Annotated in this window: 27 protein-coding genes and 1 pseudogene; 5 read left to right on the forward strand and 23 right to left on the reverse strand. The window is 47.1% G+C overall.

Annotated features, from left to right (window positions below; all coding sequences use genetic code 11):
* The first annotated feature begins 121 nt into the window (after positions 1-121).
* The 3 genes from ASE74_RS15420 (at position 122) to ASE74_RS15430 (ending at position 1,806) form a co-directional block, all read left to right on the forward strand.
* On the forward strand, positions 122-499 hold the full coding sequence (locus ASE74_RS15420; RefSeq protein WP_157255442.1) for a hypothetical protein: 378 nt from the start codon (positions 122-124) through the stop codon (positions 497-499).
* Between the two features lie 316 nt (positions 500-815).
* Positions 816-1,172, forward strand: a complete 357-nt coding sequence (locus tag ASE74_RS15425) for a hypothetical protein (RefSeq protein WP_055910932.1) — start codon at positions 816-818, stop codon at positions 1,170-1,172.
* 226 nt (positions 1,173-1,398) lie between these two features.
* Positions 1,399-1,806, forward strand: coding sequence for a hypothetical protein (locus tag ASE74_RS15430; protein ID WP_055910934.1), 408 nt, complete (start codon positions 1,399-1,401; stop codon positions 1,804-1,806).
* A 61-nt stretch (positions 1,807-1,867) separates the two neighbouring features.
* On the opposite strand, the pseudogene ASE74_RS15435 reads toward ASE74_RS15430, so the two are convergent.
* From ASE74_RS15435 to ASE74_RS15555, 23 genes and pseudogenes are all read right to left on the reverse strand, one after another.
* A pseudogene (locus tag ASE74_RS15435) lies at positions 1,868-3,232 on the reverse strand (type IV secretory system conjugative DNA transfer family protein); the annotation flags it as partial.
* A gap of 199 nt (positions 3,233-3,431) precedes the next feature.
* Positions 3,432-5,099: a group II intron reverse transcriptase/maturase gene (gene ltrA, locus ASE74_RS15440; protein ID WP_055910937.1), complete on the reverse strand. Its 1,668-nt coding sequence runs from the start codon at positions 5,097-5,099 to the stop codon at positions 3,432-3,434.
* Positions 5,100-5,789: 690 nt separating this feature from the next.
* Positions 5,790-6,539, reverse strand: a complete 750-nt coding sequence (locus ASE74_RS15445; protein WP_055910939.1) for a YWFCY domain-containing protein — start codon at positions 6,537-6,539, stop codon at positions 5,790-5,792.
* A gap of 28 nt (positions 6,540-6,567) precedes the next feature.
* Complete coding sequence (locus tag ASE74_RS15450; RefSeq protein WP_055910942.1) at positions 6,568-7,404, reverse strand: DUF4138 domain-containing protein; 837 nt, start codon at positions 7,402-7,404, stop codon at positions 6,568-6,570.
* Between the two features lies 1 nt (position 7,405).
* The gene (traM, locus tag ASE74_RS15455) at positions 7,406-8,632 is read right to left on the reverse strand and encodes a conjugative transposon protein TraM (protein WP_055910944.1); all 1,227 of its coding nucleotides are present in this window, start codon (positions 8,630-8,632) and stop codon (positions 7,406-7,408) included.
* Positions 8,613-9,020 (reverse strand): hypothetical protein, encoded by a 408-nt coding sequence (locus ASE74_RS15460; protein ID WP_055910946.1) that lies wholly within the window; start codon positions 9,018-9,020, stop codon positions 8,613-8,615. Before ASE74_RS15460 ends, traM begins: the two co-directional genes overlap by 20 nt.
* Positions 9,021-9,035: 15 nt before the next feature.
* Positions 9,036-9,656: a conjugative transposon protein TraK gene (gene traK / locus ASE74_RS15465; RefSeq protein ID WP_055910948.1), complete on the reverse strand. Its 621-nt coding sequence runs from the start codon at positions 9,654-9,656 to the stop codon at positions 9,036-9,038.
* A 4-nt stretch (positions 9,657-9,660) separates the two neighbouring features.
* Entirely contained in the window at positions 9,661-10,800 is a 1,140-nt protein-coding gene (locus ASE74_RS15470) for a plasmid transfer protein (protein WP_055910950.1), read from the reverse strand.
* A 2-nt stretch (positions 10,801-10,802) separates the two neighbouring features.
* Positions 10,803-11,576, reverse strand: a complete 774-nt coding sequence (locus ASE74_RS15475) for a hypothetical protein (RefSeq protein ID WP_055910952.1) — start codon at positions 11,574-11,576, stop codon at positions 10,803-10,805.
* Positions 11,573-12,235, reverse strand: a complete 663-nt coding sequence (locus ASE74_RS15480) for a hypothetical protein (RefSeq protein ID WP_055910954.1) — start codon at positions 12,233-12,235, stop codon at positions 11,573-11,575. The genes ASE74_RS15475 and ASE74_RS15480 overlap by 4 nt, the downstream gene beginning before the upstream one ends.
* A gap of 2 nt (positions 12,236-12,237) precedes the next feature.
* Positions 12,238-12,891 carry a hypothetical protein gene (locus ASE74_RS15485; protein ID WP_055910956.1) on the reverse strand — a complete coding sequence of 218 codons (654 nt, stop codon included), beginning with the start codon at positions 12,889-12,891 and terminating at the stop codon, positions 12,238-12,240.
* Complete coding sequence (locus tag ASE74_RS15490; RefSeq protein ID WP_055910958.1) at positions 12,888-13,553, reverse strand: hypothetical protein; 666 nt, start codon at positions 13,551-13,553, stop codon at positions 12,888-12,890. Before ASE74_RS15490 ends, ASE74_RS15485 begins: the two co-directional genes overlap by 4 nt.
* Before the next feature lie 12 nt (positions 13,554-13,565).
* Complete coding sequence (locus tag ASE74_RS15495) at positions 13,566-16,010, reverse strand: TraG family conjugative transposon ATPase (protein ID WP_055910961.1); 2,445 nt, start codon at positions 16,008-16,010, stop codon at positions 13,566-13,568.
* Entirely contained in the window at positions 15,985-16,287 is a 303-nt protein-coding gene (locus ASE74_RS15500; protein ID WP_055910963.1) for a hypothetical protein, read from the reverse strand. The genes ASE74_RS15495 and ASE74_RS15500 overlap by 26 nt, the downstream gene beginning before the upstream one ends.
* Positions 16,288-16,289: 2 nt before the next feature.
* Positions 16,290-16,598, reverse strand: coding sequence for a DUF4134 domain-containing protein (locus ASE74_RS15505; protein WP_055910964.1), 309 nt, complete (start codon positions 16,596-16,598; stop codon positions 16,290-16,292).
* A 31-nt stretch (positions 16,599-16,629) separates the two neighbouring features.
* Entirely contained in the window at positions 16,630-16,941 is a 312-nt protein-coding gene (locus ASE74_RS15510) for a DUF4134 family protein (RefSeq protein WP_055910966.1), read from the reverse strand.
* An 11-nt stretch (positions 16,942-16,952) separates the two neighbouring features.
* Positions 16,953-17,276, reverse strand: a complete 324-nt coding sequence (locus ASE74_RS15515) for a hypothetical protein (protein ID WP_055910968.1) — start codon at positions 17,274-17,276, stop codon at positions 16,953-16,955.
* A 34-nt stretch (positions 17,277-17,310) separates the two neighbouring features.
* On the reverse strand, positions 17,311-17,925 hold the full coding sequence (locus tag ASE74_RS15520; RefSeq protein ID WP_157255445.1) for a hypothetical protein: 615 nt from the start codon (positions 17,923-17,925) through the stop codon (positions 17,311-17,313).
* Positions 17,926-17,986: 61 nt separating this feature from the next.
* The gene (locus tag ASE74_RS15525; RefSeq protein WP_055910973.1) at positions 17,987-18,964 is read right to left on the reverse strand and encodes a relaxase/mobilization nuclease domain-containing protein; all 978 of its coding nucleotides are present in this window, start codon (positions 18,962-18,964) and stop codon (positions 17,987-17,989) included.
* Between the two features lie 4 nt (positions 18,965-18,968).
* Positions 18,969-19,364, reverse strand: coding sequence for a hypothetical protein (locus tag ASE74_RS15530; RefSeq protein ID WP_055910975.1), 396 nt, complete (start codon positions 19,362-19,364; stop codon positions 18,969-18,971).
* Positions 19,365-19,472: 108 nt separating this feature from the next.
* Positions 19,473-20,417 (reverse strand): toprim domain-containing protein, encoded by a 945-nt coding sequence (locus ASE74_RS15535; RefSeq protein WP_162235817.1) that lies wholly within the window; start codon positions 20,415-20,417, stop codon positions 19,473-19,475.
* Between the two features lie 533 nt (positions 20,418-20,950).
* The gene (locus ASE74_RS15545; RefSeq protein WP_055910982.1) at positions 20,951-21,934 is read right to left on the reverse strand and encodes an aldo/keto reductase; all 984 of its coding nucleotides are present in this window, start codon (positions 21,932-21,934) and stop codon (positions 20,951-20,953) included.
* Between the two features lie 505 nt (positions 21,935-22,439).
* On the reverse strand, positions 22,440-23,345 hold the full coding sequence (locus tag ASE74_RS15555; RefSeq protein ID WP_055910985.1) for a glycerophosphodiester phosphodiesterase family protein: 906 nt from the start codon (positions 23,343-23,345) through the stop codon (positions 22,440-22,442).
* A gap of 382 nt (positions 23,346-23,727) precedes the next feature.
* On the opposite strand from ASE74_RS15555, the gene ASE74_RS15560 reads away from it, so the two are divergent.
* Both ASE74_RS15560 and ASE74_RS15565 read left to right on the forward strand, forming a co-directional pair.
* Entirely contained in the window at positions 23,728-24,327 is a 600-nt protein-coding gene (locus ASE74_RS15560) for a GIN domain-containing protein (protein WP_157255446.1), read from the forward strand.
* A 174-nt stretch (positions 24,328-24,501) separates the two neighbouring features.
* Entirely contained in the window at positions 24,502-26,805 is a 2,304-nt protein-coding gene (locus tag ASE74_RS15565) for a GH92 family glycosyl hydrolase (RefSeq protein WP_235526112.1), read from the forward strand.
* The last annotated feature ends 43 nt before the right edge of the window (positions 26,806-26,848 follow it).

A 26,848-nucleotide genomic window follows, 5' to 3' on the forward strand; every position in this document is an offset into this window, starting at 1 on the left:
ATCAAGCATTGAACTTCAAATCTCCTGTAGATTTATTACAGGAAATTTGAGGACAAAATTATACTTTTGAATGGTCTGAAAAACAGGGGAGCTTACAATGAAGCCTTATAACTCAAAAACTATGGACATTCAAAAAAACCTGCTCCTTTTCTATAAAAAATCACTCAAGCTTAAAAAAGCAAGATTAAAAGTAAAGACGCTAAAAGAGTCCAAGGTTAAGATTAGTGATCAAAAAAATCTTAATATATCAGAAATCCAGGACGCCGCTAATCACTATTTAAAAATCAAGAAGTTTTCCGACCGAATCGGTCAGCTACCCAGTGATTTACTCGGCATTCAAAGAAAATTGATTTCCACTTTTAAAACAATAGGTCTGCGAGTGGGAAAAAAAATTTTAATTGAGGATAAAAAATATGGCAATATATATTTTTGGTATGAAGGAACCTTTGTCTATTTTGAAGATAAAAATAGCCAATCAGATGAGCCTACATCGATATAAATGTTCTATATATCTTGAATAGATAATTTTTTACTGGAAGAAACCTCCCATAATTTCAACTGATGCAAGGATTTATACTTTGGTCTAGCCGCAATAAATTGCAACTTAAGAACCTTTTGAATAAGGCCATAACTAATGATTTCAAGCCGAGGATTAACAATTAGCGAACACAGATTAAACTAAGCCTTTAAAGCTATGAAATGGGAAGAAGAAACCAGCCTAACAGTGAATAGCGTTAACGCAATGCCAAGGACTGCCAAAAACTACGTGGATTTTAGGCACCAAAATGCGATAAAAATCGTTATATTAGAATAATATGTCAAGCAAGAAAAACCAGTATGTTCAGGGCAGTCTTTTTACTTCCTTTCAACCTACGCGTGTGGTTGGAAAAGGTTTAAAAGCCGCCAAATTCACCACTCATTTTTATTCCAGACTAGATGCCATCCAAGCTGTCATCAAAAAACTTCGACGTGATGATCTGAGCCAGGGGCATTGTTTTATGGTTTTCGATGTCAACCTTCCAGAGGATCAGGCGTATTACGAATACCCCGATGGACGCATATTAATAGAACAGGTTGATAAGCGCAGCATTGAGGTACCAAGGATAATCGTTCGTGAACTTAACAAAGCTGAGGTCCACGCAGTGAGGAAAAAACATGCCATCTTCGAATAAACCACAGCTTTTTATCGTTACCGGGAGTAATAGCGCAGGCAAATCTACGCTGAAGCAGGCCTTATAACATGAGGAATTCGCGGACCTTGACATCTTCGATGGCGATAGTTTTACACCAAGAAGAGTGTAGGGATCTATAAGAAAATCAAGGTCAGCAAGGAAACCAAACGTCTGGCACAAGAAGCCTTGTAAGAACACTTTCTAAAACTCATTGATACGCACATCGGTGGGAAAAAACATTTTGCCTAAAGGTCATTTTATAGGCTCCGGTGCCTGGACAGTGCCGCAGCGCTTTAAAGAAGCGGGGTTTGAAACACATTTGATATTTTGTGGACTGACCAATGTTACCAAGTCCATTCAGCGAGTGGATATCCGATTTAAAAAGGGTGGCTTCCATGTACCTCCCCTTGATATCGGCAATAACTTCCATGGCAATATGGAGATGCTCAATAAGCAATTCGCTATATTTGACAGTAAAGAGATCATCGACACCTCTAACAACCAGATTATACCGGTGTGCAGTCTGCTTGACGGTAGGGCGTATACTCCGCTATCGGATGAAGACCTTCCGGAATGGTTCAAATCAGGGATGCCCAATATTTATGCCTTATTGACGCCGCAACAACCCTTATAGCACTAAACATTTCTGAAAGGGTTACTGCCTGTTTGCCCAAGTTTTTTTATACCAGCTGTAGCTACATCGAAACGGCTGAACTTCGAGTACCCGAACCTTTCTCATTGCGCTTTTCATTTTGCCTTTGAGCATTCTTTTTCCCATGTCTTTTTTTCTTTGCTACTGGCCCAGGCTGTGGTTCTGCCGGAGGATTTTTACCGCATTCCTCTTTTAAAAGTGCTGAAATCTGGTACTTGATATGCTCATAATTCTCCCTGACCTCCGCTTCGTCTACACGCCTGAGTAGCGGAATTGGCCGATATCCCTGCTCCTCTTTTGCAATAGCTTCGTGGTCGTTCTGGATTTCTGCATGGAACATTTTGAGTGAAATCTTCTCATCGGGATTATCGGCAACGATACCGACAAATTCCCCTGACGAAAGTGATGCGATTTTGGAGGCGGGAATAGCATAATCAAGCTGGGTACTTTGGGATATGGAAATATCGCTGCTGTTGATGCTTTTGGACTGGCGGTCCTGCATTATTTTCCCAAATGTTTCGCTGAGCGTTTTGGCCGTATTTCCGGTCACCTGGCCCGAAATGATATTACCGACAATACCGGTAATTACCTCGGATTGTTCTGCCCCATAATCCTTTTTGAGCTGACTGAAATCCTGAACGGCGAGCGCAGTGGCGACCTTATTACTTCTTGCCGTAGCAATTAGACTGTCCATATTATTAAAGAATATTGTCGGGAATTCATCAAAAATGAGCGCACTTTTGAGCTTGCCTTTTTGGTTGACCAATTTAATCATGCGCGAGATATAAAGAGAAAGGACTGCGCCATACACCTGGAGCTTTTGGGGATTGTTTCCTACACAAATAATTTTTGGCTCTTGCGGATTATTCACATCCAAAGTAAAATCATTTCCGCTGAGCACATAATAAAGCTGGGGTGAAGACAGGCGTGCCAAGCCAATCTTGGCTGAGGCGATCTGACCTTCGAGCTGCGCCATCGCTTCGTTTTGATAGGCGCTAATGAAGGGATTGATGAGCACCTTGATTTCTTCTTCCTGCTGCAGCACGTTAAATAGCTGGTCATAGTCTGCCTGCATCAGCTCAATCACGTGCGGCAAGGTACAGTACTTGCCGTCCTTATATTTTTTAAGATACCAGATGACCGCCGTCAAAAAGTTAATGGGACTTTCAACAAAGAAATCGCCCTGCTTTTTAATCCAATCCCTATTGAGGCCCATCATGATGGTTCGACTGGCCTCGGTGGCATCAGTAATGTCAGTCATGGCCGAGGGGTCTAATGGATTGCACCGATGTGTACGGTTGAGATCATCGAAGTTGATCACATAAAACCTTGGCCTGACCTTAAACCGGTCATGGTATTTTAAAAGGCAATTGTATGCAATGACTGAAAGGTCATCGTCGAGTAAGTCAGCGGAATTGCTCCCGCCTTCTCCTCTAAGAACCGTACGTGAGAGTTTCCAGCTCATACGGCTCAAGTAATTGCCATCTATTTACATAGACNGTCGAGTAAGTCAGCGGAATTGCTCCCGCCTTCTCCTCTAAGAACCGTACGTGAGAGTTTCCAGCTCATACGGCTCAAGTAATTGCCATCTATTTACATAGACGACCTCATCGAGAAGCCCTCTTTTTAAGGTAAAMACTTCTGCGACAACCATCATGTACAAGTTCGTGAATTGCCTTGTTGTTGACAATACTTTTGGTAGTGCCCCACGGTAATTCCCTGTCAATTTTGTTGCCGCAGATAGGGCATGTGCGTTTCTGTTTCTCCCATAACTTAAGGAGAGTCGTCTTTCCTTTTAATGTCTGTAACATTTTGTACGTTTCACGCTTTTCAAAATAGTACTTCCATGTAGGGTCGAAGRGGTTTGCACTTCCATGGATCTTGACATTCCTGGTTATGTTTATATTGGAAAGATGTTTCAATGTCAGATAGTTTTTATCCTCATTTTCATTCTCCTTCCAAGTAAAACACCARTCTCGATTGCCGATCTTTTGAAAGTACTTTTGTTTAACCCATTTCCTTCCCTTGTTAGCGGAATGGCGACGATTACACCATGACCATATTTTTTGAAAGATCAAGTGATCGCAGTTCTGAAATATATCCGAGGCAACGCTATGTTTATAGTAGTTGCCCCAGCCAKTAATAACAGGGTTTAGCATGCGTATAAGTGAATCCTGTCTCGTAGATTGATTGGACTTAATAATGTCCTTTATCTTTAATAGGAATTTCTTCATGCCACTCTTTGATGGTCTTGTAAGTACCACATGTTTAAATCTGCGGACATTGAAACCCAGGAAATCAAAGCCTTCGTCTATATGGGTTRTCTTGGTCTTTTCTTCAGAAAGGATTAATCCTCTTTGTTTTAAGAATTCAACAACCACAGGCTTAACCTCTTTTTCCAGTGCTTCCTGCGTTTTTCCTGTGATAATAAAATCATCAGCATACCTTACCAACCTTACGGCTGGGTAATATGATTTGCCACTTACTGTAGTCCGTTGGAATTTTTCCAACAACACTGTTTCTAAACCATCAAGAGTCATGTTGGCCAGCGTTGGTGATATTATACCTCCCTGTGGGGTTCCTTCCTCTGTTGGAAACAGTTCATCCTTGAAGATGAAACCACATTTAAGCCACTTTTTTAACATGGTTTTGTCCATTGGGATGTTCTCCAATAGCCATTGGTGGCTGATGTGATCAAARCAACCTTTAATATCTCCTTCCATAACCCATTTTGGGGAGAGTTTCTCTTTACCCAAAAGTGTGTGACACTGGGTAATAGCATCCATCGTGCAGCGTTCTCTTCTGAAACCATAAGAGTGTTTATCTGCCTTAGTTTCTGCTACCGGCTCCAATGCCATGAGATATAAAGCCTGCATTGCTCTATCCTTCATCGTTGGGATACCCAAAGGGCGTAATTTCCCATTGCTTTTTTCAATATGTACCCGTCTTAAAGGCTGTGGATTGTACCCTTTTCTTTTCAGATCAGCAATCGCCTTTAATCTTTCAACAGGTGAATCCCAAGTTACCTTGTCAACACCTGCTGTGTTCTTCCCCTTGTTAGAGGTTACTCTTTTCACAGCCAAAGCTTTGGCGTAATAAGAGTGTGTTAGTACCCATTGTAAGGATTTTACCTTACCATGTTTACCTTCTTTCTGAGCTTTTACAATACGTGCTTGTAGCTTTCCAACTCCATTCTTGCATTTGTCCCAATCAATGTTGTTCCAATTGCTGAGCTCTTTGTCAGTAGGCGCACACGCTGTTTTACTTACGTTCATTTGCTTTCCTCCTTTAAAAAGTTCTAAAAGTTTCTTGTAAAATAATTACCATATACAGAAGTCTGCCCACTTTCGTGTGGAGTGACGTTTAAACTCCTATCCATTTCATTACAAAATAGCATTCGCTTTCTCTGTAATCCCATACCCGCACCACTATCGGCCTTCCTTACAGTCGGCTTTCCTGCATCCGCAGGAATGATACGGGCTTACAACGTTCCGTGTAAGTAACAACGAAGGGTTAGGTCCTATCTCTACGCCGGCAGTTCTGTTGTTCGTGTAATCCCAAAATTCCAGAGATTATCCAACTGCGTCACCTTTTGGTTCAAGCCTATCAGCATTGTTTGGCTTGTTCGACTTAACGACCTTTTAATGATAGTTCACTTTCGTTGACCATACCTTCAGCCTCGCCCCCAGACAGCATAATGCTTACCGTCGTTGTTTCCACCTCACGGCTTCAACTTCTTCACCTGCCGGTGAAAGGGTTACTTTGTCAGGGCAGCTTCACACAAAACAATTACTTGTAATGCATGTGCCCTTAGGCTACTATTGACGACACAATAGGTTCAATCTCCGTTGAACAATTACTTACACAGCCTCGTTTCGCACNCACACAAAACAATTACTTGTAATGCATGTGCCCTTAGGCTACTATTGACGACACAATAGGTTCAATCTCCGTTGAACAATTACTTACACAGCCTCGTTTCGCACGAACTTAAAGTCATAAACGCATATACAGAACTGCTTTTCGATCAGCTGGCGGATAAAGGGCATAACGATCCCGAAACTTTTACCTGATCCGGGCGTACCGATCAAGAGGGTTCCCCTGAAAACGTTACAGATATTGATAAAGCCTTTGTGTACTTTTTTGCGGTAATAAAAAAGACTCGGTACGCTTACCTGGTAAGGTCCTTTGATTTCCCTGGTGGCCTGCATAAAAGATTCCTGCTCAATATTCCAGCGGTCCTTTCCCAGCGAGGAGCTGATGATCTTGGAAATATTGCCCATGGCGATATGCACCAGCAGCGTCCCTAAAAACAGTGTTATGCAGTAGCCTGTATCCCTCCAATTAGGGCTCAGCAAAGAAGTGTTTGCCGGCCCGGGGTAAAACCAGAGCCCGCCGAGAAGGATTATCAGGCCAGCACTGAGCGGATAAAGGATCGCAGCGCGGTAGTCCAGGTCTTTCTCCTTTTTGCTCAGCGTACCGATAGCAACCAGAATTATCAGGGAAAGGATAAAAGCCCTGGAATACAGGGGCTGGGAATAAATGGCCAGTTTGGTTATCACAGCATATATCCTGCTTAGGCCAAACCTGTAAAACCAGGGAAAATCGATGAGTTTGGGCGCATAGATGAATACGAAAATATCCAGGCTGACGCAGAGATAAATGCAGAACTGCATAAAACGGTGCAGCATCTGCTGTTCTTTACTTTCTTCCATTTGTTATAGTACCGGATGAACATTTGATTTAAAAAGTATCCGCTGTGAGCAGATCCCGGTATTTTACCGATAAGCTCAGCTTCCTTGCGGACAGCTGCTTTTCATCCAGGGTAACCTCAAGACGCTTTGAGGGTGGATAAGTGAGCTTTCCGATCACATAAATGTTGCGGAATACTTTGGAAAAACGCTTGGCAGGATAAAGGGAGAACAACGGTTTGATAGCTACCGACTGGGAAGTTGTCGCTTTATTGATCTTTCTATCTTCCAAGGTAAAGCTCAGCGAGGAAGGCTCATAGGCTAAAGCAGTGGAATTTTCAAAACTTAAATCCATAAAGATGAGTTCACCCACGCACAATACCCGGTTCAGGCTGACGGTAATGCCCTGGGATGAGGTTTTCAGCAAAGGCTTTTTTCCTCGCAGTAAAAGCATGTCCATTGCATGCGCGCGCATATCGGCTTCGGACATGCGCTGGGGCTGCAGATCAAGGGCGACCGTTGCCTCGGGAAGTATTTCAATGTCCGCGGCAGCACCACAGGCACCGGGTGATGCGCTGATCAGCCGGTACTGGGCCATAAAGGTTTCTCCTATAACGGTAAGAGTTCCCAGGTCAGTGCCCGGATCTATGTTCTGCACGGAATCGGTTGGGATTTTAATGCGGAGCACATTTTTTACCGGAAGGTCCCCTTTGATCCGCGGATCGGAAATATCAGCATAGGCAATGGGCTCGGGAGAGCGGAAGTGAACAGAAGATCCGGGAGATATGGCAATGCAGGGCAGATCGGATGAGGCCCTGACCGCTAAGGGCTGCGCAGATGCAAATCCTAGTCTGAGCAGCAAAAATGCAGTAAGAAATAATGTTTTCATGTTAAAATGTGTTGGGTTTATTGATGGTTGAAAGCTGGGCAGGATCGATCAGGTACACCATGGTTGCATATTTGATTTTTGCTTTGTTCTGCCGTACCAGGCGCGTGAGCGCGCCGGAGCTTGACTGGAAGACTCTTCCAAGGATACTCATGAGCTGTTTGTTTTCTTCCCCCTGCCCATCGGCCGAGATCCCCTGGAGCGGGGAACTCCCAAGTTCACGGGTAAGCTCTCTGAAAGCAGAAGATGGCACATAAAGTCCCTTTAGCCCGTCAAGATCATAAAGCTCAAGGTGCACCGGCAGAATGCCTGCGCTGCTAAGCAAAGAAGAAACTGTGATCTGGATGCGCTGGGATGAAAATGAAGATACCGTCCCATAAAGGTGGCTCCCTTTTTCAATGGTACGGTCCCCTGCCCGGATATTCTCCAAAAGCCGCAGACGGACCCTTGATCCGCTATAACCGGTAATTTCCTGATCAAGCATTGCAGGGATATATACCGCTTTGGCCTCAGCTGCCCTGACAGTATTGAAGGCATTGCCTTCAGGCTTGTCCAGCGATACGCTCAAGGGCTTGATCTGCGGAGAGGAGCTGTCTTTTGCTGCACGCTTTTTTTGCTCAAGCAACTGTGAGCGGTAGGCGGGATCGTTTGCCTTGCCGATGCTGTCCACAATGGCCATCTGCGCCTTGAATACTGCCATAGCATCTCCCTGGTCAGCCTTCTCTGGCGCCGGAGCGCGATGCAAGGGTTTGCGCATCTCCTCCAGGGCTGCAGCCAATGCCCGGTCCTGGGATAGGCCGGAGGAAGCGCTGCTGTTGCTCCGAAGGGCTGAACCCTGAGCGCGGGCGGGCGCTTTAGGGCTGCCCGGATAGCCGGCATAGCGGGACTTGACCAAAGATTCGATCGAGTCGAGCATATGCTTTTCTTTCTCTGAATAATCCGAGATGCTCAGCGGGGAATCCTGCTGCTCATCTGCGAGGCTTCCAACAGCGGTGTAGCCGTCGCCTTTGCGGTAACGCTGCTGAAAAGCGGCCAGCTTATCCTGGAGCTTTTCAGCCTGGATCTGCGCAGATACCCCGGCAACATCGCTGCGGAGGGAATCTGCGGAAGCCTTGTGATCTGCCTGACCGGAAGCGGCCCCGTTGCGGTAAATGCTGTAAAAGATGAGGATAAAGGGCAGGCAGATCAGCGGGATAACATACCTGGGGCTTTTAAGGTTGATTTTTTTCATGTCGGTAATTTTTAATCTGAAGGCTTTTGATTTTCTCGATCATCTGATGGATGCGCAGACTGTCAGTATGATCTAAGGACTTTTTTCCCAGCATTCCCTTTAGCTCAGCCTGCATGGAAAGCACCTGGGAGAGCTGGCCTGCCGCCTGGTATACCCCGCTCACCTGTTGGGTGGCCTGGCCTGGAAAACCGGCAATGGACTGCCCCTTTTCAGCCGGGGACCTTAACAGGGTGAAACAAAGCAGCCCTGAACAGCCAAGCAGGGCGAGCATGAGAAAATAAACAGTTGCAGGGCGCTGTTTAAAAAAAGCGTCCACTACCGCCCTGATCCTGATGGCTATCCCGGAGAGCTTGCTGGAGGGAAGGGAAAAGAAAGTATTGGTTTTCATATTTTATGGTTTTGTTTAAAGCGGGTTTTTGGCCGTATTGGACAGGTCCCTGTTTTCCAGGGTCTTCCATCCGGTGATGATTACCGCATGCGGATTGTTTTCTGAGCGCGCGGAAAGATCGCTAAGGTGCCCTTCGGTGAGCAGTGAACGCGTGATAACCGAACTTCTGCGGTCTATCCGCTGGGTACCGTAGTAGCGGAAATACCTGTTTTTTTCATCTAAAAAAATAGAGTCCGCCTGGATGGTGAGCACGGCCGAGGAGGAAAGTACCGAAGAAAAGAAGCTGCGCTCTTTAAGGTTGTTGTACTGCTGGGCACCACTTTCATCGATCAGGTACATGGCCTGCCGCATCTGGGATTCAATATATTTTTCATCGGGTATGAGCGAAAAGAAAAGACTATGGAAACGGGCAATGTGCGCCCGGTATTCCGCCGCGCGGTTGACCTGTACATCCACCCTTTTTGCTGCCAGCGGGATATTGCCGTTGTCGAGCAGATAAATACTTTTCCTGGCATCGCTTACCTGGCGGTAGGCAAAAAAAGAAACCACGCAGGATATGCATAAACTCAGCAAAAAGCTCCCTATGGAAAGCACGGTAGCAAGGCGTACCTTGCTTTCAATGTTCCTGATGAGCATAGCCTTATCCTCCCAATGCTGAAGTGGCCATACTGCCCATCCTGCTCGCACCCGATCCCATTGCACTTGCTGCCGAACTCACTCCCGAAGTGGAGACGATCCAGGTAGAAATGCTCGGTACGGTAAACATCGTCAGGGCCCCGATTATAAAGGTGATGATCACCATCCCAAAGGAAAGCACACCGTTTGCGGCAAACCAGCTGAGTTTTTCCATACTCGCCCCGCCACTGCCGAGGAGTTCCTGGTACCGGGTGATCTCGGCTTCCAGGGCATAGTTTTGAAAAAGCGAGGCCACATACATCACCAGAAAACCGATCCCGGAATACAGGTTGACAGAAACAAACCTAGCAATCCAGCTTGAAAAGGAATCCCTGAACATGGGCAATATACTTGCTGCAACTGAAAAGGGCCCAAGAATGATCAGTATGGTTGAAAAGATGATCTGCATGATAAAAATCACGTATACACTGATGCGCAGGATCCATATCGCCAAAGTTTCAAGCAATGAGGTTGCCAGTAACTGCAGGCCGATCTGAAGCCTGTTCCGCATTTCAACCACGGGGTTCCAGACCTGCGAAAAACCTTCCTTCACCGAACTTTTCACCGATTCCCAGGCATGTTCATACCAGCTGTCGGCTTCCTTGCTGGCCACCTCGGTTTCGGCCTGAACCTTGAGCAGCTCATCGGCCACTTCCACCATCAGTTTTGCCCGCTGCATGCGCAGGGCATTGATATTCTGCTGACTGCCCTCAAAAAGCGCAGCAGTGCGCACCTCTACGATCTCCTCGGGATAAGCGACCACCCTGGTGAAAACCGGCCACCAGAGAATAATCATGGCAAGGCCGAAGGGCCTGAGCAGGGGCATAATTTCCAGCCTTTTATCACCCGAGATCATCTCATAACTTTTGATGGCAAAAAAAATCAGCATAAAAATCGCACTCAGTGCCTGGGCATCAGCGATGAAAGCATCGTAATGGGTCCAGATGGTGGATTTCATCTGTTTTAAAAAGTGCATCATCCCTTCCTCGTAAACGCCGTTCCCCTGAAGGAAATTAAAGGTATCTTTAAAAGAATCCGGAACCTGGACCGGGGTGGACTGCACAAAAAAACCGGCAGTGCCGGTCAAAAAGCTTATTGTCTGCATAGTTATAGTTTTGAATGTTTTAAAATCCTGTCGGCAATTTCAATGTCCCCTTCCCCTTTTGTTCTCATCCCTACTCCACTTTGCCCTGCCCCGGGTCTGGCATCTGAGATGGAAAGGTATTTCCAGGCCAGCCGTTTTTTCTCCGACCAGGCCGATTCCACAGCGCGGTACTCCATCAAAAGCCGCTGATAGGCCAGCAGGCGTTCGCCCCGTTCCAGTGTGGTTTTCCTGGTGATTTCCAGGCGCTGGGACAGGTTGCCGGTTTCTGAGCGGTACCACTCATATATCCCAGAGGAAATCAGGTACTGCTTTTCCCTGCCGTGGATACCTGTGAGGTCTTCTTGTTGATTACCGTTTAGCAATGAAGCAAATTCCTGCCTGTAGTAAAGTTGCCATAGCGGGTCGAGATCGCTGAGCAGCCCGGAGTAGGCTGATGCTTTGATGAGCGCCTGCGTTTTCAGCGTATCGCTGTGGAGCCGCTGCCGCGAAGTACTGGAGGCCATGGCCAGTACCAGCCCCAAGCGCTGGGTCTGAGGCCCCAAGGGGCCAAGTGGCCGCAGATCAGTTTTAGGATAATTGGGGTGAAGTGCCCAGGTCAGCCAATAATTGGGATTAAGTCCTAGAAACCCGGGCTTGGGCGTGAATTTATCCCTGTCCCATTGTTTGAACACCATGCGCTGCTGCTGGTTGGTCACCGCCTCATCACTGATGAGACGTTGGGCAACGCAGCGGATAAAGGGGAGAATGATCAGCAGGACGATCAGTAGCTTTTTCATTTTTCTTTAAGTGATTTAAGGTTTAGCAGCAGATTTTCTACCATCCGCTTATCGGTATTGATAAATCCCCCAAAGGGGTTTACTGTATGCAGAAGGCCGTTTATTCTGGCCCAGTACATACATTTTTTAATGCTGTAAAGCAGTGCCCGGATGGTTTTGAGCTCCAGGGATATTTTACCCAGTAGCGCATCGCGTTTGGAAAAGTCCATAAACAGATCTGAACGCTCTTTGAGCACAACTGACGAGACCTCCCCGGCCAGTTTTACGCCCCGGTCAGCCATCTGCTGACAGGTCGCCTGGGCAAAAAGCAACAGATGAGGGGCCTTGGAAGCCGCTTTGAGCACCGCCCTGCTTTCACTGAAAATCTCCAGGCTGATCTCTCCGATCTGTTTGACGGCCATTGCGCTTTTCAGTCCCTGGTCGACCTGGGTGAGGGAGCGGAAAATGAGTTCTTCGGTGAGGATGACTGCGCCCATGTTGAGCTTGATCTGGCCAAGCCCGCTGTTGATTTGTTCCAGGCGTTCCCCATGGATAAGCTCCGAGGAGATCCTGACGGCATTATTTTCGACCACAGACTTTAAGTGGCCGCGGTCAAGAACGATCCGCTGCGAAAACCCGTTGTGGCAAAGCAGAAGCAAAACAAAAAGAATGGTTTTCATAATCAGTTTTTTAGTATTTCAACCCTGCGCAGTATGTCTTCGCTCAGCGAGCGGTCACGGTTGATGAAACCGCTGAAAGGATTACTTTTAAGCCGGTTTTTTTTCTTTGCCGCGCCCATTACCAGGCACAGTCCCTTTAGCGCCCCGTTGATCGAGCGCAGCTCTGAGATGATGTGGGAGAAAAGCAGCTTGCGTCCGCTGGGGCTCATCTGTCCCAGATCCCCGGCGCTGAGTATGATCCCATAGAGAAACCTCAGCAGCATCTCTGAGCGGCCGGAGAGTTCAAGCTGCGCTGTGGCAGCAAGGGGAATGAGCAATGGGTCCTCTTTGCAGAGCGAAAGCATCCGGGACTCCGACTGATAGATTTCTGAGATCACAGGAGCTGACTCCAGGCCGACCTGAAGAAAACCGGCAGCATTTGCGAGCAGGGAAAACCGCGACCTGAGCTGCCGGTAAGTTGTTTTAAGGCTGCCCATTGAGGAACTGTTGACTTCGCTGCCAAGGGAATTGAGCGTCTGCTTATCTCTGGCAATGCCCTGAAGTTCATGCTCGGATTTGCTTTCTGCGATGAGCTGGTGCAATAGGGCAATATTGATCTGGGCAACCGCGAGTTGCCAGCTGATGGTCAACAACAGCAAAAAAACCGCCCTTTTCATGGTTTGAGCATTTTGGCGTTGAGCAGGATATCTTCGGCTATTCTCCTGTCCACATTGATAAAGCCGCTGTATGGATTAAGGGAATTCCAGAAACCGCGCTGCTTTGCCCAGTACATCGAGCGGTAGAGTCCGTAAACCACCCCGCGCAGGATGTTCAGCTGCCGGGAAATGCTTCCCAGCAGTTTTGCCCTTTCCCCTGAATCCATCAGCCCGTCCTTCCCGCCCTTGAGCACGAAGCCGGACACTTCAGCAGCAAGCAATTCAGCCCGGGATTTGAATTCCCTGGCACCGCTTTCAGCAAAAACGAGCAAGGCAGGATTGTTTTCGGCCAGTTTGACCGCTAGGGCAGCATCCCTTAAGATATCTTCTGATATCTCATAGATATCCTTTACCGAAAGCAGCGAGCGCATTACCCCGGAAACCTCACTCAGGCCCCGGTAGAGTGCTGACTGAAGATCATTTGCAATGGCAAGCTGGCCGGTGAGGGCAAGCTGTGATTTTTGAATGAGCGTCAGCCGCTCGTTTGTTCCCTTAAGCTGCGAATTCATTGCCCCCGAGCCCGCTGCAACAGCCGCCGAAACTGCGGGATCGACATAAATCTGGGCAAAGCAGACCATGGGCATGCCAAAGGATAAAAGCAAAATAAAAGTGTGTGTTTTCATAACGCAAGGGGTTTAATTGGTTTGCTGGTTCACCCTGGAGACAAAACGCTCCAGGGAAAGACCGGAAGAATGGAGTTCTGATATAAAAGCATCGAGTCCTTCGCGGTAAGATCCCGCTCTGGATATATAATGCTCAAGTGCCTGCTTTTCGGGTTTTTCTGTGGAAAAGGTCAGATACTGGCGCAGGGAGACCTCTACACCGTAAACTTCTCCCATCATTCCCCTTCGGATATAGACTTCTTTGAACCTGGACCGGTCAGACCGGTTATCCAGGCGGTTGATGGTGAAAATTTTCTTCTGCTCGGTTTCACTCAAGGACAGCAGCGAGGCAATCTGTGCGTAATTGTCTTTGAACTTTCCCTGGTCGAGCAGGCAGACGGTATCCGAGTTACTGATGATACTGTCCTTGATGATTTCATTCCCGATGATATCACCGAGTTCCTGGGTCACCACGATGGCCTCCCCCCAGAACTTGCGGACGGTCTTGTACATATAGACCAGATAAGCGGCCATCAGCGGAGATGCGACCGCTTTCCAGGCTTCCTCTAAAATGATGGCCTTGCGCTGGTGGTTGCGGTGTCTCATTTTCTGCAGAAAGACATCCATGATGATCAGGGTCACTATGGGAAACAGCGTCTTATGTTCCCGGATGGCATCGATTTCAAAAACGATGAACCGCTCGGCGAAAAGTGATGCATCCACCTGCTTGTTGAGCAGTTCCCCGAATTCCCCGCCGGTACAGAATTTTTTGAGCACATACCGGTATTCATCCAGATCAAAAGCGATCCGCTCGCTATGTTTGACTTTTTGGATCCAGGAACAGGAATAATGGTAAAAAGAATCAAAACATAAAAAGATTCCGGGATTTTCCAAAGCAAAGTGTTCAGCGTAGTAATCGGAGATCACGTTCGAGATCACCGTATCCTCAATCTGGGAAACACTCCCCTCCGCTCCCCTTAACAGCAGGGAAACCAGGGTCTTGATGAAATCCTTTTTTTCGATATTGTATTCTTCCGCGCTCATATGAAAAGGGTTCATGGTGATGGGATGCTGCTGGGAATAGGTAATGTACCTGCCGTTGAAATAAGCACATAATCCGCTGTAGGAGTGCCCGGTATCCACGATCACCACATCCATGTTATAGTTCATATACTGCTCGATGAGTGCGTTCATGAAAAAGGATTTTCCCGACCCGGATCCCCCGAGCACAAATTTTGAGCGGTTGGAGATCCGGCCGCTGCGCATGGGGAGATCTGCCGGATCAATGCCCACTGGAATACCCCTTCTATCGGTAAAACGGATCAGAAAATCCGATGCTTCACTTTCCTGCAGCCGCTCTTTAAAAGTAAGGCAGGCTGCCGCCTGGCAGCTCAGCAGGTACCAGTCGTATACTTTCAATGCAATCCCGTTTCCCGGAAGGACGGAGGAAAAAAGTTCCAGCTGGTTGTAGGCATTTTTTGAGGGGATGATCCCCAATTGAAAAAGCGAGGATTCCACGAAGTTTACCGCCATGGCAAGCAGTCCGGGCCTTGCGCAGAGCACAATGTTATAATGGGCATTCACCAGGAGCTGGTTTTCCCTTGCTACCTCATCCAGGAGCTGATCGATATCCTCTGCACACATCCGGTTGGCGGCATCAGCGAGCCCCGCATGCCTTCTGCGTTTGAGTGCGAGCCTGCTTAAGGTAGCGCCCTGGGAGGGGATTTCGATGAGCTGATTGTAGATCATGCATTTAAAGCCTGGCACATGGTGAAGGAAAGAGAGATTGTCCATGGGAAAATCGGTGAATGCTTTCCCATCGCTTCTGAGCTGATAAGGGCTGAGCTTTGAGGGAAGATCAATCGAATCGGTATCGACCAGGGAAATATTCTGTATGGCCTTATCCCCCATCTCAATCCCCTTATCACCACAGCGCATATTATCCAGCGCTACATGGCCTGAAGAGAAATCCATGGCCAGTATCCTGCGGGCATAAAGCTGGATATCCCGGCAGTTGAGTAAGCGCGGCGATAACGAACGCTCATCCAGCAGCTCGATCACTTTGTTTACCCGTGATAAAAAATCGTCTTCAGCGCCGGGCTGGTAAACATAAAACCTGCCCTTTTTGATCAGTCTGGTCAGGGTGAGATAAGTATGGATCCTGGCATATGGCCTGCCTAAGAAATGATCCTGATAACTTTGCTGTAAAAACCCGCCGGGGCTGTTCTCAGCATAGTGCTCCATGGAGAAAACATCCTGTTTCTGGAACATATGCCCCTCACCCAGAATTTTGATCATGTTGATCATCAGCTGATGGAAGGCGCTGTAGGCAGAACTGTCGGCAGCATATTGCATCACCGGATTGACCATTTTGATGATGACCGAAAAATCACCGCGTTCAGAATACAGCAGATCTGTGCCGCTATGGGCAATGATCCCTGCATAGGGCAGATCAAATGTCTTTTTTTCTGTTTTCATAGTTTAATTTTAATCTTGAAGGCTGAATAAAAATGCCGCGGTCCCGCTGCCTTTTGTGCAGGCCCTGCCGCTGACGGTAAAAGATGAAAACAAACAGGGCCACGATGCTTACCACAGTGACCACGCTGCCCAGGTAAATATTGATCAGTGCGCCGCTGAGCCCGCCAAGTAAAAGTCCCAGCACAAGCGAAGCGGCGCCCCAGCCTATAAATTTTCCATGTAGGCCTTTATAGCTCAGCGGCTTCTGGAGCCCTTTGTAGATCGGATAGCTCTTCATCGCTATACGCCAAAAAAAGCCTTGATCACCACCGAGACCAGTACCAGAAAAATACAGGATCCGCCCCAGCTCATCACCTCTTTACTGATGTCGCGGTCCCCTGAGTTCCACTTGATGTAAACCATGACACCGCCGATAAGTCCTACAACTGCGCCGATGCCAAGGATGAGGTTCCCCACGGGATCGACATAGGCGGCAAGTGAGGAGGTAGCGGCATTGATGCCAGTTGTTCCACCGCCCTGCGCAAAAGCGCTGGCTGAGAAAAGCAGCATTACAGGCACAAAAAAGGCCTTTGATTTGAAAATTTTCATAAAACTGTATTTTAATAAGTGAATAAATGAGTTACAGGCCGAATACCCCGCGCAGAAAAGTGCCCGAAAGCAATAAAAAAAGACAGGAAAAAAACCATCCGCTCACCTGTGCATCAATGTGGTGCCTTCCCGACTGCCAGTTGGCAAAAACCCGTAGCCCGCCCAGCAGGCCCACGATCGCACCTAGCAAAAAAACCAGGTCAGAAAAGCCATGGTAATAACCTTTCATCGTACCCGAGGCCTGATAGAGTTCCGAAATGCCCGGGGGATCCTGCGCCCGGGCACTGATGCCGGCCACCGCCGTCAAAGCGGCCAGCATAAGATATTGGACCGCCCTTCCCATCTGAAAAAAAATTAAGAAGGGATCTGAGAGGAGAAAGAAACGGCGTCTTTTAACGCGCCGCCAATTATTTCATTCAGCTTCAGGGCGCCTGTTGAGCTGAGCGGTCCCGAACTTAAAAGCCCGTCCTGGGAAACTCCGGTTGCAAAGGAAGATAAATCTTCATCCAGCGCCGCATCAATGGGACTGTCCAGATCTGCCAGGTCCAGGGTAAGGATCCCTTTTGCCCCGGAACTTCGCGCTTTGCCTGTAGTCAACAGGTCAAAGGCCAGGTTGAGCAGATAATAAATGAGATAGGCCGCACTAAGGCCATAGAGAAATTGGGTCCAGTTGTTCATTTTGATTAATGTTTAAAGTTTATAAATCAGCTATTTACCGCTTTGCAAGGAGATAGTTGGAATAGATCACATCCAGCACCGCTGAGCATCTTTTAATCAGTCCCTTGTCCAGTCCCATTGAGCTGACGCGCTGAAAGCCGATGTGCTCGGCAACCCCCGGGCTGACCGGACCGATCTGGCGGAGTACCCGATCGGTTTCTGCTCTGAAAGGATAGTTCCCGCCGGTCATGACTCTGTTGGGAAGGAAGAGCAGGGATATCTCTTTTTTGATGCGCAGGGCCAGACAGGCGAAATAAATGCTCGAATGCAGTGTCGGCCCATCATAGCAGAAAGGAATCATCAGCAGGTCTATCGCCAGGAACAAAGGCACGATATGCTCATCATACCCTTCAGGAGGAAACTCTACAAGGATATACGCTTCACCCTCCTCATTCAGCTTCGAGACCAGTAGCGGCAACTGAACGGGCGCGCAGGTAAAATATTCAAAGGGCAACTGATGCTCCAGGATTTTTGAGCGCTCGTAAAACTGGTCCAGCGAACCGTTTTCCTTTAGCGCTATAAGAAAAACATTTTCCTTTTTTGAACAGAGGTAGTGCGCCAAAAGCAGCAGCAGGGCACTCTTGCCCGTACCGGCTTTGGTATTTCCCATTGCGATAACCATAGATGCGTGTATAAGATTAAGAAAATGTGCGGATTAGAAAAGCTTTTGGTCAGCGTTTAGAGCTGGCAGCGGGCACCATGCCCCTATCAGTAACAGGTGAGGAAATAAACTTAGAAAGCGCCATAATCTCCTCACCGTCAAACAGCTGGTGATGAGCGTGGTCGATCAGCACGATACCCTTGACTGAGCCCGATGAAAAAAGATAACAGATTTCAATGCCTGCGGCCCTGGAAAGAAAATCGGCCAGATCCGAGCGGAAGGCCTTAAGCTTTTTCGAGCCGTGCCCCGCTCCTTTTTGATAGACCGCCATTGTCTTCCCGCTGTGCAGCTGCATCGCCCCCAAAATCAGCTCACGGATTTCCGCTGCTCTTTTTCTTTCGCGCTCTCCGCGCTGCAGTCCAGAGATCAGTTCAGCTGAATTGATGCGCATCAGGGTCTTTCCATACCTGCGCACCAAAAAATCATGCCTGTACAAAAAGAAACGGTAACCGCTTTTTTCAAAAAGCACCTTTAGCTGGGCGATGCTGCTGCAGCGAAAGTCAAGCAACCGCTGGATATCCCTTTTAAATGCTGCTGCCTCATCGATGCCGCAAAGTCTGTTCAGCTGGGAAATTGCGCGGACGCGGTCAAAAGAATCGGAAATCTTTGTGCCATCGGTGCGGACATCTGTAGAGACGATGTGCAAGTGCCGGTTAGCGGTATCGGTATGAAAAAAAATCAGGTAGGGCTGCTGCGCGTAACCCATCTCAGTGAGCCATTTTTCTGCAATGCCGAGCAGGGCGTGCTTATCTGCCGCTGTCCCACGGGTGGATATGACCGCATGAAACTGATCAAAACGGCTGACCGGGTTTAAAGAGGCCATTGCACCAAAATAATGCTCCAAATCGGAAATGCTGACCCTGCTATAAAAATCCAGCAGCTCCAGGTTTCTCTTGCACAAAAGCTCTGCATCCCCCGCATGGACTTTATCCATGTTATAACGGATGGCAGAGAAACGCAACGAGGTGGTAAAAAGCTTTACAATCATGGCATCACAACATTTTTTCTTTACGGTCCATCCTGATGAGCATCATCCTGATGGCCTTTTCCAGACAGGCGGTATCCGCCTGGGATTCCATCAGAGCGCCCCTTAATTCTATGAGAAGATATTCCACTGATACTGCCCCTTTCTCTTGGCCAAGTATTTCGTAGATACCCGATACATCGGACCTGATCCGGGCGATATCCTTTGCGATCTGGATAAAGACCTCCAGCAGCTTGGCAGGATCCACATCGAGCATGCCGCTGTAAAGGAGTTTTGCCCTGATCAGATCGGAAACCGAAATGTTCATCGAGGTGGTATAGGATAAGAGTTTGCTATATTCTCCATCCGTCAGATAGCAACGGATCAGATTGGCCCTGCGGCCGCCTTCTTTTCTTTTTGCCATAATTGATCGTTTTTTGGATTTTATGATGCGGTATCTCCGACCGGGGGAAAACAGCCTATAACCCAGCCCTTAGGCATGAAAGCCTAATACGGCAGGCAAAAGGATTGCTCACCAGCGCCTTAGCGGAGGCTTGCTTTGCTGAGCAGGAAACTCCGCTGCCTTCCTGCTGATGATCAGTTGCTGGATTTTTTCATTGTAATCGTTATATCCCAGATATAAATCGGAGCGGTCGGTGGCCCGGGCCAAGGTTTTGAGAAATTCCGCGGTGGCTTTTTCTCCCGACGGGTCATGGTCAAAAAAAAGTTCAATACCTGAAAAGTCTTTGGCAAACTGCATTGCCGGTTTTAAAAAAGCAACCGAGTTCAAGATCAGCACACTGGCGCGGTCGCCGGGGTGCTCAAGTTTCCAGCTCAAAAAATCCATCATTCCCTCGAATACCGCCAGGCGGTCATCCCCTGAAATGAACTGCATTGATTTTTTTCCAAGGCATCCCTTGAAATAACTGTTTCTCACCTCCCAGCCGCCACGATCATTCTCCCATCCCGCAGCAAAGCGTTCCATGCGTTTACCATCCTCTTTTTTTATGCTGTAATAAACCTCTTTAATATAAGGGGTTGCCACCTCCAGCACACCGCGCTGTGCCAGATAAGCACTGATTGATGGATTTGTGATTTTTTCCCTGACTTCACGGATCTGGTAAGAGGGTTGCCGCAGGGGCAGCTCAGTCTGGCTGCGCTTTCCCTGGCGGGGAGGTGAGCTGATGCCCAGGGTAACCCCGGACAGCTTTTCAATGGCTTCCCGGAAACTGCAGCCGCTCCAGTAAGCAATTGCAAAATCAATTACCGTCCCTCCTTTGGCCAGTCCGTGATCATACCACAGGCCGAGCTTTTCATTGACGCAGAATGAAGGGGTTGTATCGCTTTCCCTGAGCATGGAAAGATAGAAAAGTTCTCCGCCAGAGCGTCTGATGGGCTCATGGCCGAGTTTTGAAAGCAGCGAGACCAGATCGGTATGCTCCCTGATCTCCTTAAGGTCAAAGCGGTTCACTTCCATCTTCTGTGATTTAGCTGGTGAAATCATTTGCACCTACTATTCATAGAAAGCAGTAACGGAAGGATAAATGCCCGCGCGACGCCGGAAGGGGGGAAAAAAAATGGGCATAACGCCATGCGCCTGCCCACTATATCTCCGGGACTTACCCGAATTGCTTATTTTGTTCCGGAACTACCCGCGTCGGCCCCTACGGACCGGGCCCCATGGGCCTGCCAATGCGCTTTCACCTTTTTGACGTCATCTCAAGGCTTCGCAAAATTTCCTGCCGCAGCAAGGATAATGTTTCGTTCCCGCATGTCAAAGACCTTTGGTACGCTGCCAGCAGCAAAGTGTTTGCCGGCGCGGACAGTACAAAGGTTTGACATCTGTAATTCTTTCTTTGACAATACCCATAACAATACCCAACGATTTTTTTTCGAAACAGCCTTAGAGTTCAATAAGGCGGGATATTGACTTTGACGTATAAAGAAAAAAGCACAATAGAAATAGTTGCTATTGTGCTTATCCGGCAAAATCCTGGTGTTGACCCCTGCTTAAAACTGTGGCAGTTTGGGTTTTGTATCCATAATCTGTTCAACCTGCTCCAAAATTTCATCATTCAAAAGCGGTACAACTTCCAGAGCGGTCAGATTTTCCTTCAGCTGCTCTGCTTTTGAAGCCCCCAAAATCACAGAACTTACATTCGGGTTTTTCAGGCACCAGGCGAGCGAAAACTTGGCCAGTGATACATTTAGTTTATCGGCAACTTCCTGCAGTTTTTCCACTTTCTCGAGCCTGTCTGCCTGCAGCACATTATCCTTTAGCCAGCCCAGTTTCGCATCTGCCAGACGGGTGTCCTTCACATCTCCCTTGGTATACTTTCCTGATAGCAAACCGGATGCTAAGGGCGACCATATGGTTGTTCCCAAACCGTGATCCCTGAAAAGCAACAAAAAGTCATCCTCTAGCTTCTTCCTTTCAAAAAGATTATACTGAGGCTGCTCCATTGTCGGACCTGCAATGCGGTAATCTTTCGCAATGGCGATGGCCTCGGTAATTTCAGCAGCACTCCATTCCGAAGTTCCCCAGTACAAGATCTTTCCCTGTTGGATCAAAGTATTCATCGCAAGGACAGTTTCCTCAATGGGTGTATTTTTATCCGGTCGGTGACAAAAGTATAAATCCAGATAATCTACCTGAAGGCGTTTCAATGCTCCATGGCAGGCTTCAGTAACGTGCTTACGTGAAAGTCCCGTCTGATTGACGCCTTTGTTTTCAGCTCCGAAGAACACTTTACTGGATACCACAAATGACTCCCTGTCCCACCCTTGAGACTTTAGGATCTTTCCCATAACGGTTTCTGACCTACCCTCTGCATAGCCTTCTGCGTTATCAAAAAAGTTGACACCTGCATCATATGCTATCCCCATCAGCTCATCAGCAACCTTATCACTGATCTGTGCACCAAAGGTAAGCCAGCTTCCCAGCCCCAGTGCACTCACCTGCAAACCTGATTTTCCCAATCTTCTATATTCCATATGGACGTTCTTTTGATTTTAAATTAATACCAGGTATTACCTGCAAAGGGACAGAATTGTTTCACTGCCCATTGTATTTTACATTCAATTGAAAGAATGGTAATCAATATTTTTCCTCCGCGGCTGTTGGATCATTCCGCTGGGTAAAAGGCAGCTCCTTCGGCCGGGGATTCCCCTTCCATTTCCCCCCGCAACAGGACCTGCTGACTTTCAGCAAAGGGATATACTTTTTTAAAATCCATTTCTGCTGATGCTTCCACAAGTTTAATACAGTATCTTTTTTTCCACGGCACGGATAAACAGGCCATCATTACCGGAACCTATAAAGCCGGTTATTTTTGCTAGCAGTCAGATCCTGAAAAATCATTTCGATAAGCAGGGATATCAAGCCTTATTGGTGCATTTTCCAATTCCGGTATAACTGTAACCGTGATTTCCTTTGATCAGCGGCTTCATTACCGCCCTAGATTTAGCGGTCAACGTACAGGTAGAGGCTATGGGATAATTAGTGGTGAAGCCCTTTTTTTTTCAGATAGATCAGCAGTTCAGCCGGTCTGTCCGTCTGCAGAAAAACAGGCTTGTAGGCAATAAGCCACCCCCAACTTTCTTCCTTCTCGTTCTTTTCTACGGCACGGTCATCATCATGGCCTCCATTTAGCGAGGGCCATAAGCTGTTCAACCAGATCAGGTGGTTATGTTTGCTTTCTTTGAAATATTTAAGATTGGCCAAAGTATCCGTGTCAAAAATGGGCTGGATGACCGTTTTTTTATTTGATGCATAGGAATTGATCAGGGCTTGCATGTCTTTATTTTTTGCATTCACCACCACCATCAGGTAAGCATCTTTGGGAATGTTATTTTTTGCCCTCAGTGCTGCGTAAGGCATATCATCACCAACATTAACGATTGCCTGATCGAGCGTTGAAGTTTCACCGAGCACTTTGAATACCAGATCAAGGTGATCATTTCCTTTGTCCACATTGATCAGTATCCTGCCTTTGGCGGCCAGCATCATCTCGCTTAAGGTAGGGATCTGGTGTCCGGTCACGCGTCCCAGACCGTTTTTAAGCCTGAACTTTTTCAACTCTTCCAGGGTATAATCCCCTACCTTCCCTTTACCGTTGGTACTCCTGTCTATGGTATTGTCATGCATGACAACCATTACGCTATCCCGGCTCATTTTTACATCAAGCTCCATCAGGTCAAATCCTTTTTCAATACTGTTGGAGAGTGCCTGCATGGAATTTTCAGGTGCATTTCTCCAGTCGCCCCTATGCGAGGCCACAAGTATTGTTTTGGATTTTTGTTGGAAAACAGCCTTAAGCTTTCCGGCCGGGGACTGCGCAAAACAGGCAGAAGTAAAGAATAAGAGCAACAATATATTGCAAGGTATGCGGTAATGGTTTTTCATAATGGATCAGTCAGACCAAAAAGCCTGTCGGCTCAAAGGTATCAAACATGCTTTAAGCAGTTGTTTACTCAATGTTAATTAAATGTCCGCGATCCGGCCAAAGGCAACAGAACGCTATGCAGGATCTGATCATTTGTTAACGCATTGATAATAATAATGCTAGATGCAATAAGAATCCGCCCATTAACTTTGCATAGCGAATGCCAAAGAAAACATTTAATCAAAAATGAACCGTTTTTGGACGAATATTAAAAGCAGTTGGTCGAGAAATACACCGCGTTGGTATAATGCGCAAAATACCGCTGCAACGTTTTGCCTTTACTTGCGTCTCATTATCAAAACAATCACAAAAACATTTTATAAACATATAAATAAAAGCATTATGAAAACTTCAATTACAACCCTAACAAAATCATTATTGGCAGCTGTAGTATTAAGCGCTTCAATCTTTTCTACCAGCGTATCAGCAGAAGAAAAACAACCGGTTAAAATCTCCGCTCCGAAAAACTTCGACAAAGTAATGGTAAGTGGAAACGTAGAGGTGACCTTGGTCCAGAACGGAAGAGAAGGCGTCAGCTATAACGATGACAACAACGGAAAAGTGAAAGTGATCCAGGACGGATCAACCTTAAAAATCACCTCTGCAGATGACAGCCCTGCAAAGATCACCATCAATGTAAAAAACATTTACCGCATACAGGCATCTGATGATGCTGTGGTAAAAACAGATGGTAAACTTGATGTTAAATATCTTCAGGTATTTTTAAAAGGAAATGCGGCTGCAAAAATCAACTCAAATACAGAAAGCCTGTATACTGTAATGGAAGAACGCGCAGACCTGAAATTAACCGGTAAAACAGCAAACCACATCGTAGTAATGGGAAACACGCCAAAATTAAACCTGGATAAATTTGCTGCATTAAAAACAGAAATGACCGCACCTGCAACCGGCACCGTACAAACTGCCTCTTTAGCAAAGTAGTCAATAAAAAATAAATTTTCAAGAGCGGTGAGACTTGTTCCCACCGCTCTTTTTTTTGCTTGTAATATTTTAGGATAAATCGATTTAGTGATTTTCTATACCTGTAAACAGACTACATCACGAATAATACATTCAGAATTTGCCGGTGACTGCAAATCTTTTTCAAAAAATGTTATGTTTGCCACATCCGATGGAACTGCCGACATGAAAAAATATATAAATTCCTTACTGAGCGGGATCATCCTGCTCACCATCAGTATCAATTCCGCACACGCACAGGGGAAAAAACAACCTGTGGATTATGTCAATCCATATATTGGAAACATCAGCCATCTGCTTGTTCCTACCTATCCTACCGTTCATTTACCAAACAGTCTGTTAAGGGTTTATCCCGAACGCGATAATTTCACAAGCAACACCATCGATGGCCTGCCCATTGTGATCACCAGCCACAGGGGAAGTTCTGCTTTTAACCTCAGTCCCTTCCAGGGCGATCTGAAAAATTCCCGGAATGTTATCTCTTACGGATATGACAACGAGGTGATCAAGCCTTACTACTACCAGGTCGACCTGGATGATTATGGCATAAACGTACAGTTTGCCCCTTCCCACCAGTCGGGGATTTACGCGATCAACTTTTCGCAAGGTTCGCTTCCGGCCTATCTGGTAGTAAATACCAGAGACGGCGAACTTGAAGTTAAAGGGAATGTGGTGAGCGGTTTTCAGAAACTGGACAATAACACCAAAGTTTACCTTTATTTCGAAACCGACCTGGCTCCTGTTGAATCGGGCACACAGAAAGGTTCCTCAATCGACTTAAAGCAGCAGTCCACATCTGGAGGGGATGCTTACCTGATTTTAAAATATCCGGTTCAGACCAGACAGGTCAAAGCACGTTACGGCATCTCTTTTATCAGTGTAGAGCAGGCTAAAAACAATCTGCGCCGGGAAATCAGGGATTACAATTTGGATCAGGTGGCACAGACCGGAAAGACAATCTGGAATACGACCCTTGGAAAAATCCAGATAAGCGGAACGGATGAAACGGCCAAAACCATATTTTATACCTCCCTTTACCGTACCTATGAACGCATGATCAGTTTATCCGAGGACGGAAAATATTTCAGTGCATTTGACGGGAAAGTACATGCCGATAACGGAATACCTTTTTTTACCGACGACTGGATTTGGGATACCTATAGGGCAACTCACCCGCTGAGAGTGATCATCGAGCCTAAAATGGAAGGCAATATGATCAATTCTTATCTGCGGATGGCCCAGCAGATGAGCGACCACTGGATGCCGACCTTTCCCGAGGTAACCGGGGACAGCCGCAGGATGAACAGTAACCATGGTGTGGCGACCATTATTGATGCCTACAGCAAGGGATTGAGAAGTTTTAACCTGGAGGAGGCCTACCAGTATTGCAAAGCTGGTATTACCGAAAAAACCCTTGCCCCATGGTCATCAAAAAAAGCAGGGGTTCTCGATCAGTTCTTTAAGGATAAAGGCTATTTCCCGGCTTTGCCACAGGGGCAAAAAGAAACCGCTCCGGAAGTCCACGGTTTTGAAAAACGCCAGCCTATCGCGGTAACCCTCGGTACGGTCTACGATGAATGGTGCCTGGGCAATATCGCCCGCCAACTGGGCAAAAACGATGAGGCAGAATATTTTCTGAATAAAAGCTCTAGCTACCACACCGTATTCAATAGCGAAACAAGATTTTTTCATCCAAAGGATGCCCAGGGCAATTTTATTAAGCCTTTGGATTACCGTTTCTCCGGCGGGCTTGGTGCAAGGGAAACGTATGATGAAAATAACGGGTGGCTATACAGATGGGATGTGCTGCACAATCTGGGCGATTTGGTGAATATGATCGGAGGCAAACAGGCCTTTGTCGATGAACTTGAAAAAATGTACAATACCCCGCTTGGCAAAAGCAGGTTTGATTTTTATTCACAGCTGCCCGATCATACCGGCAATGTAGGGCAGTTTTCCATGGGTAATGAACCGGCTATGCATATCCCTTACCTGTACAATTATGCGGGACAGCCCTGGCGCACGCAGAAAAGGGTCCGAAGTTTACTTGCACAATGGTTCCGTAATGATTTAATGGGTATCCCTGGTGATGAGGACGGTGGGGGCCTGACTTCTTTTGTGGTGTTCTCGCAGATGGGTTTCTACCCGATTACCCCAGGCCTTCCCATGTATGTGATCGGCAGCCCCACATTTGCAAATGTCACGCTTGATCTGGGGAATGGTAAAAAATTCGAGCTGAACTGCCTGAATTATGCGCCTGAAAACAAATATATCCAATCGGCAAAATTGAACGGGCAGGTATGGAACAAGTCGTGGTTTTCCCATGAGGATTTAATGAAAGGTGGAAAATTGGAACTTGTAATGGGAAAACGTCCGAACAAACTTTGGGCATCTGAGGATACTTCCTTGCCGCCATCCTTCCAAATGCCGGTGAAATAAAATAAAGGGCGCAACAGTATCCGGCGCTTAAATGATTGAGCAG

It is taken from the genome of Pedobacter sp. Leaf216 (assembly GCF_001421515.1).
Lineage (GTDB): Bacteria > Bacteroidota > Bacteroidia > Sphingobacteriales > Sphingobacteriaceae > Pedobacter.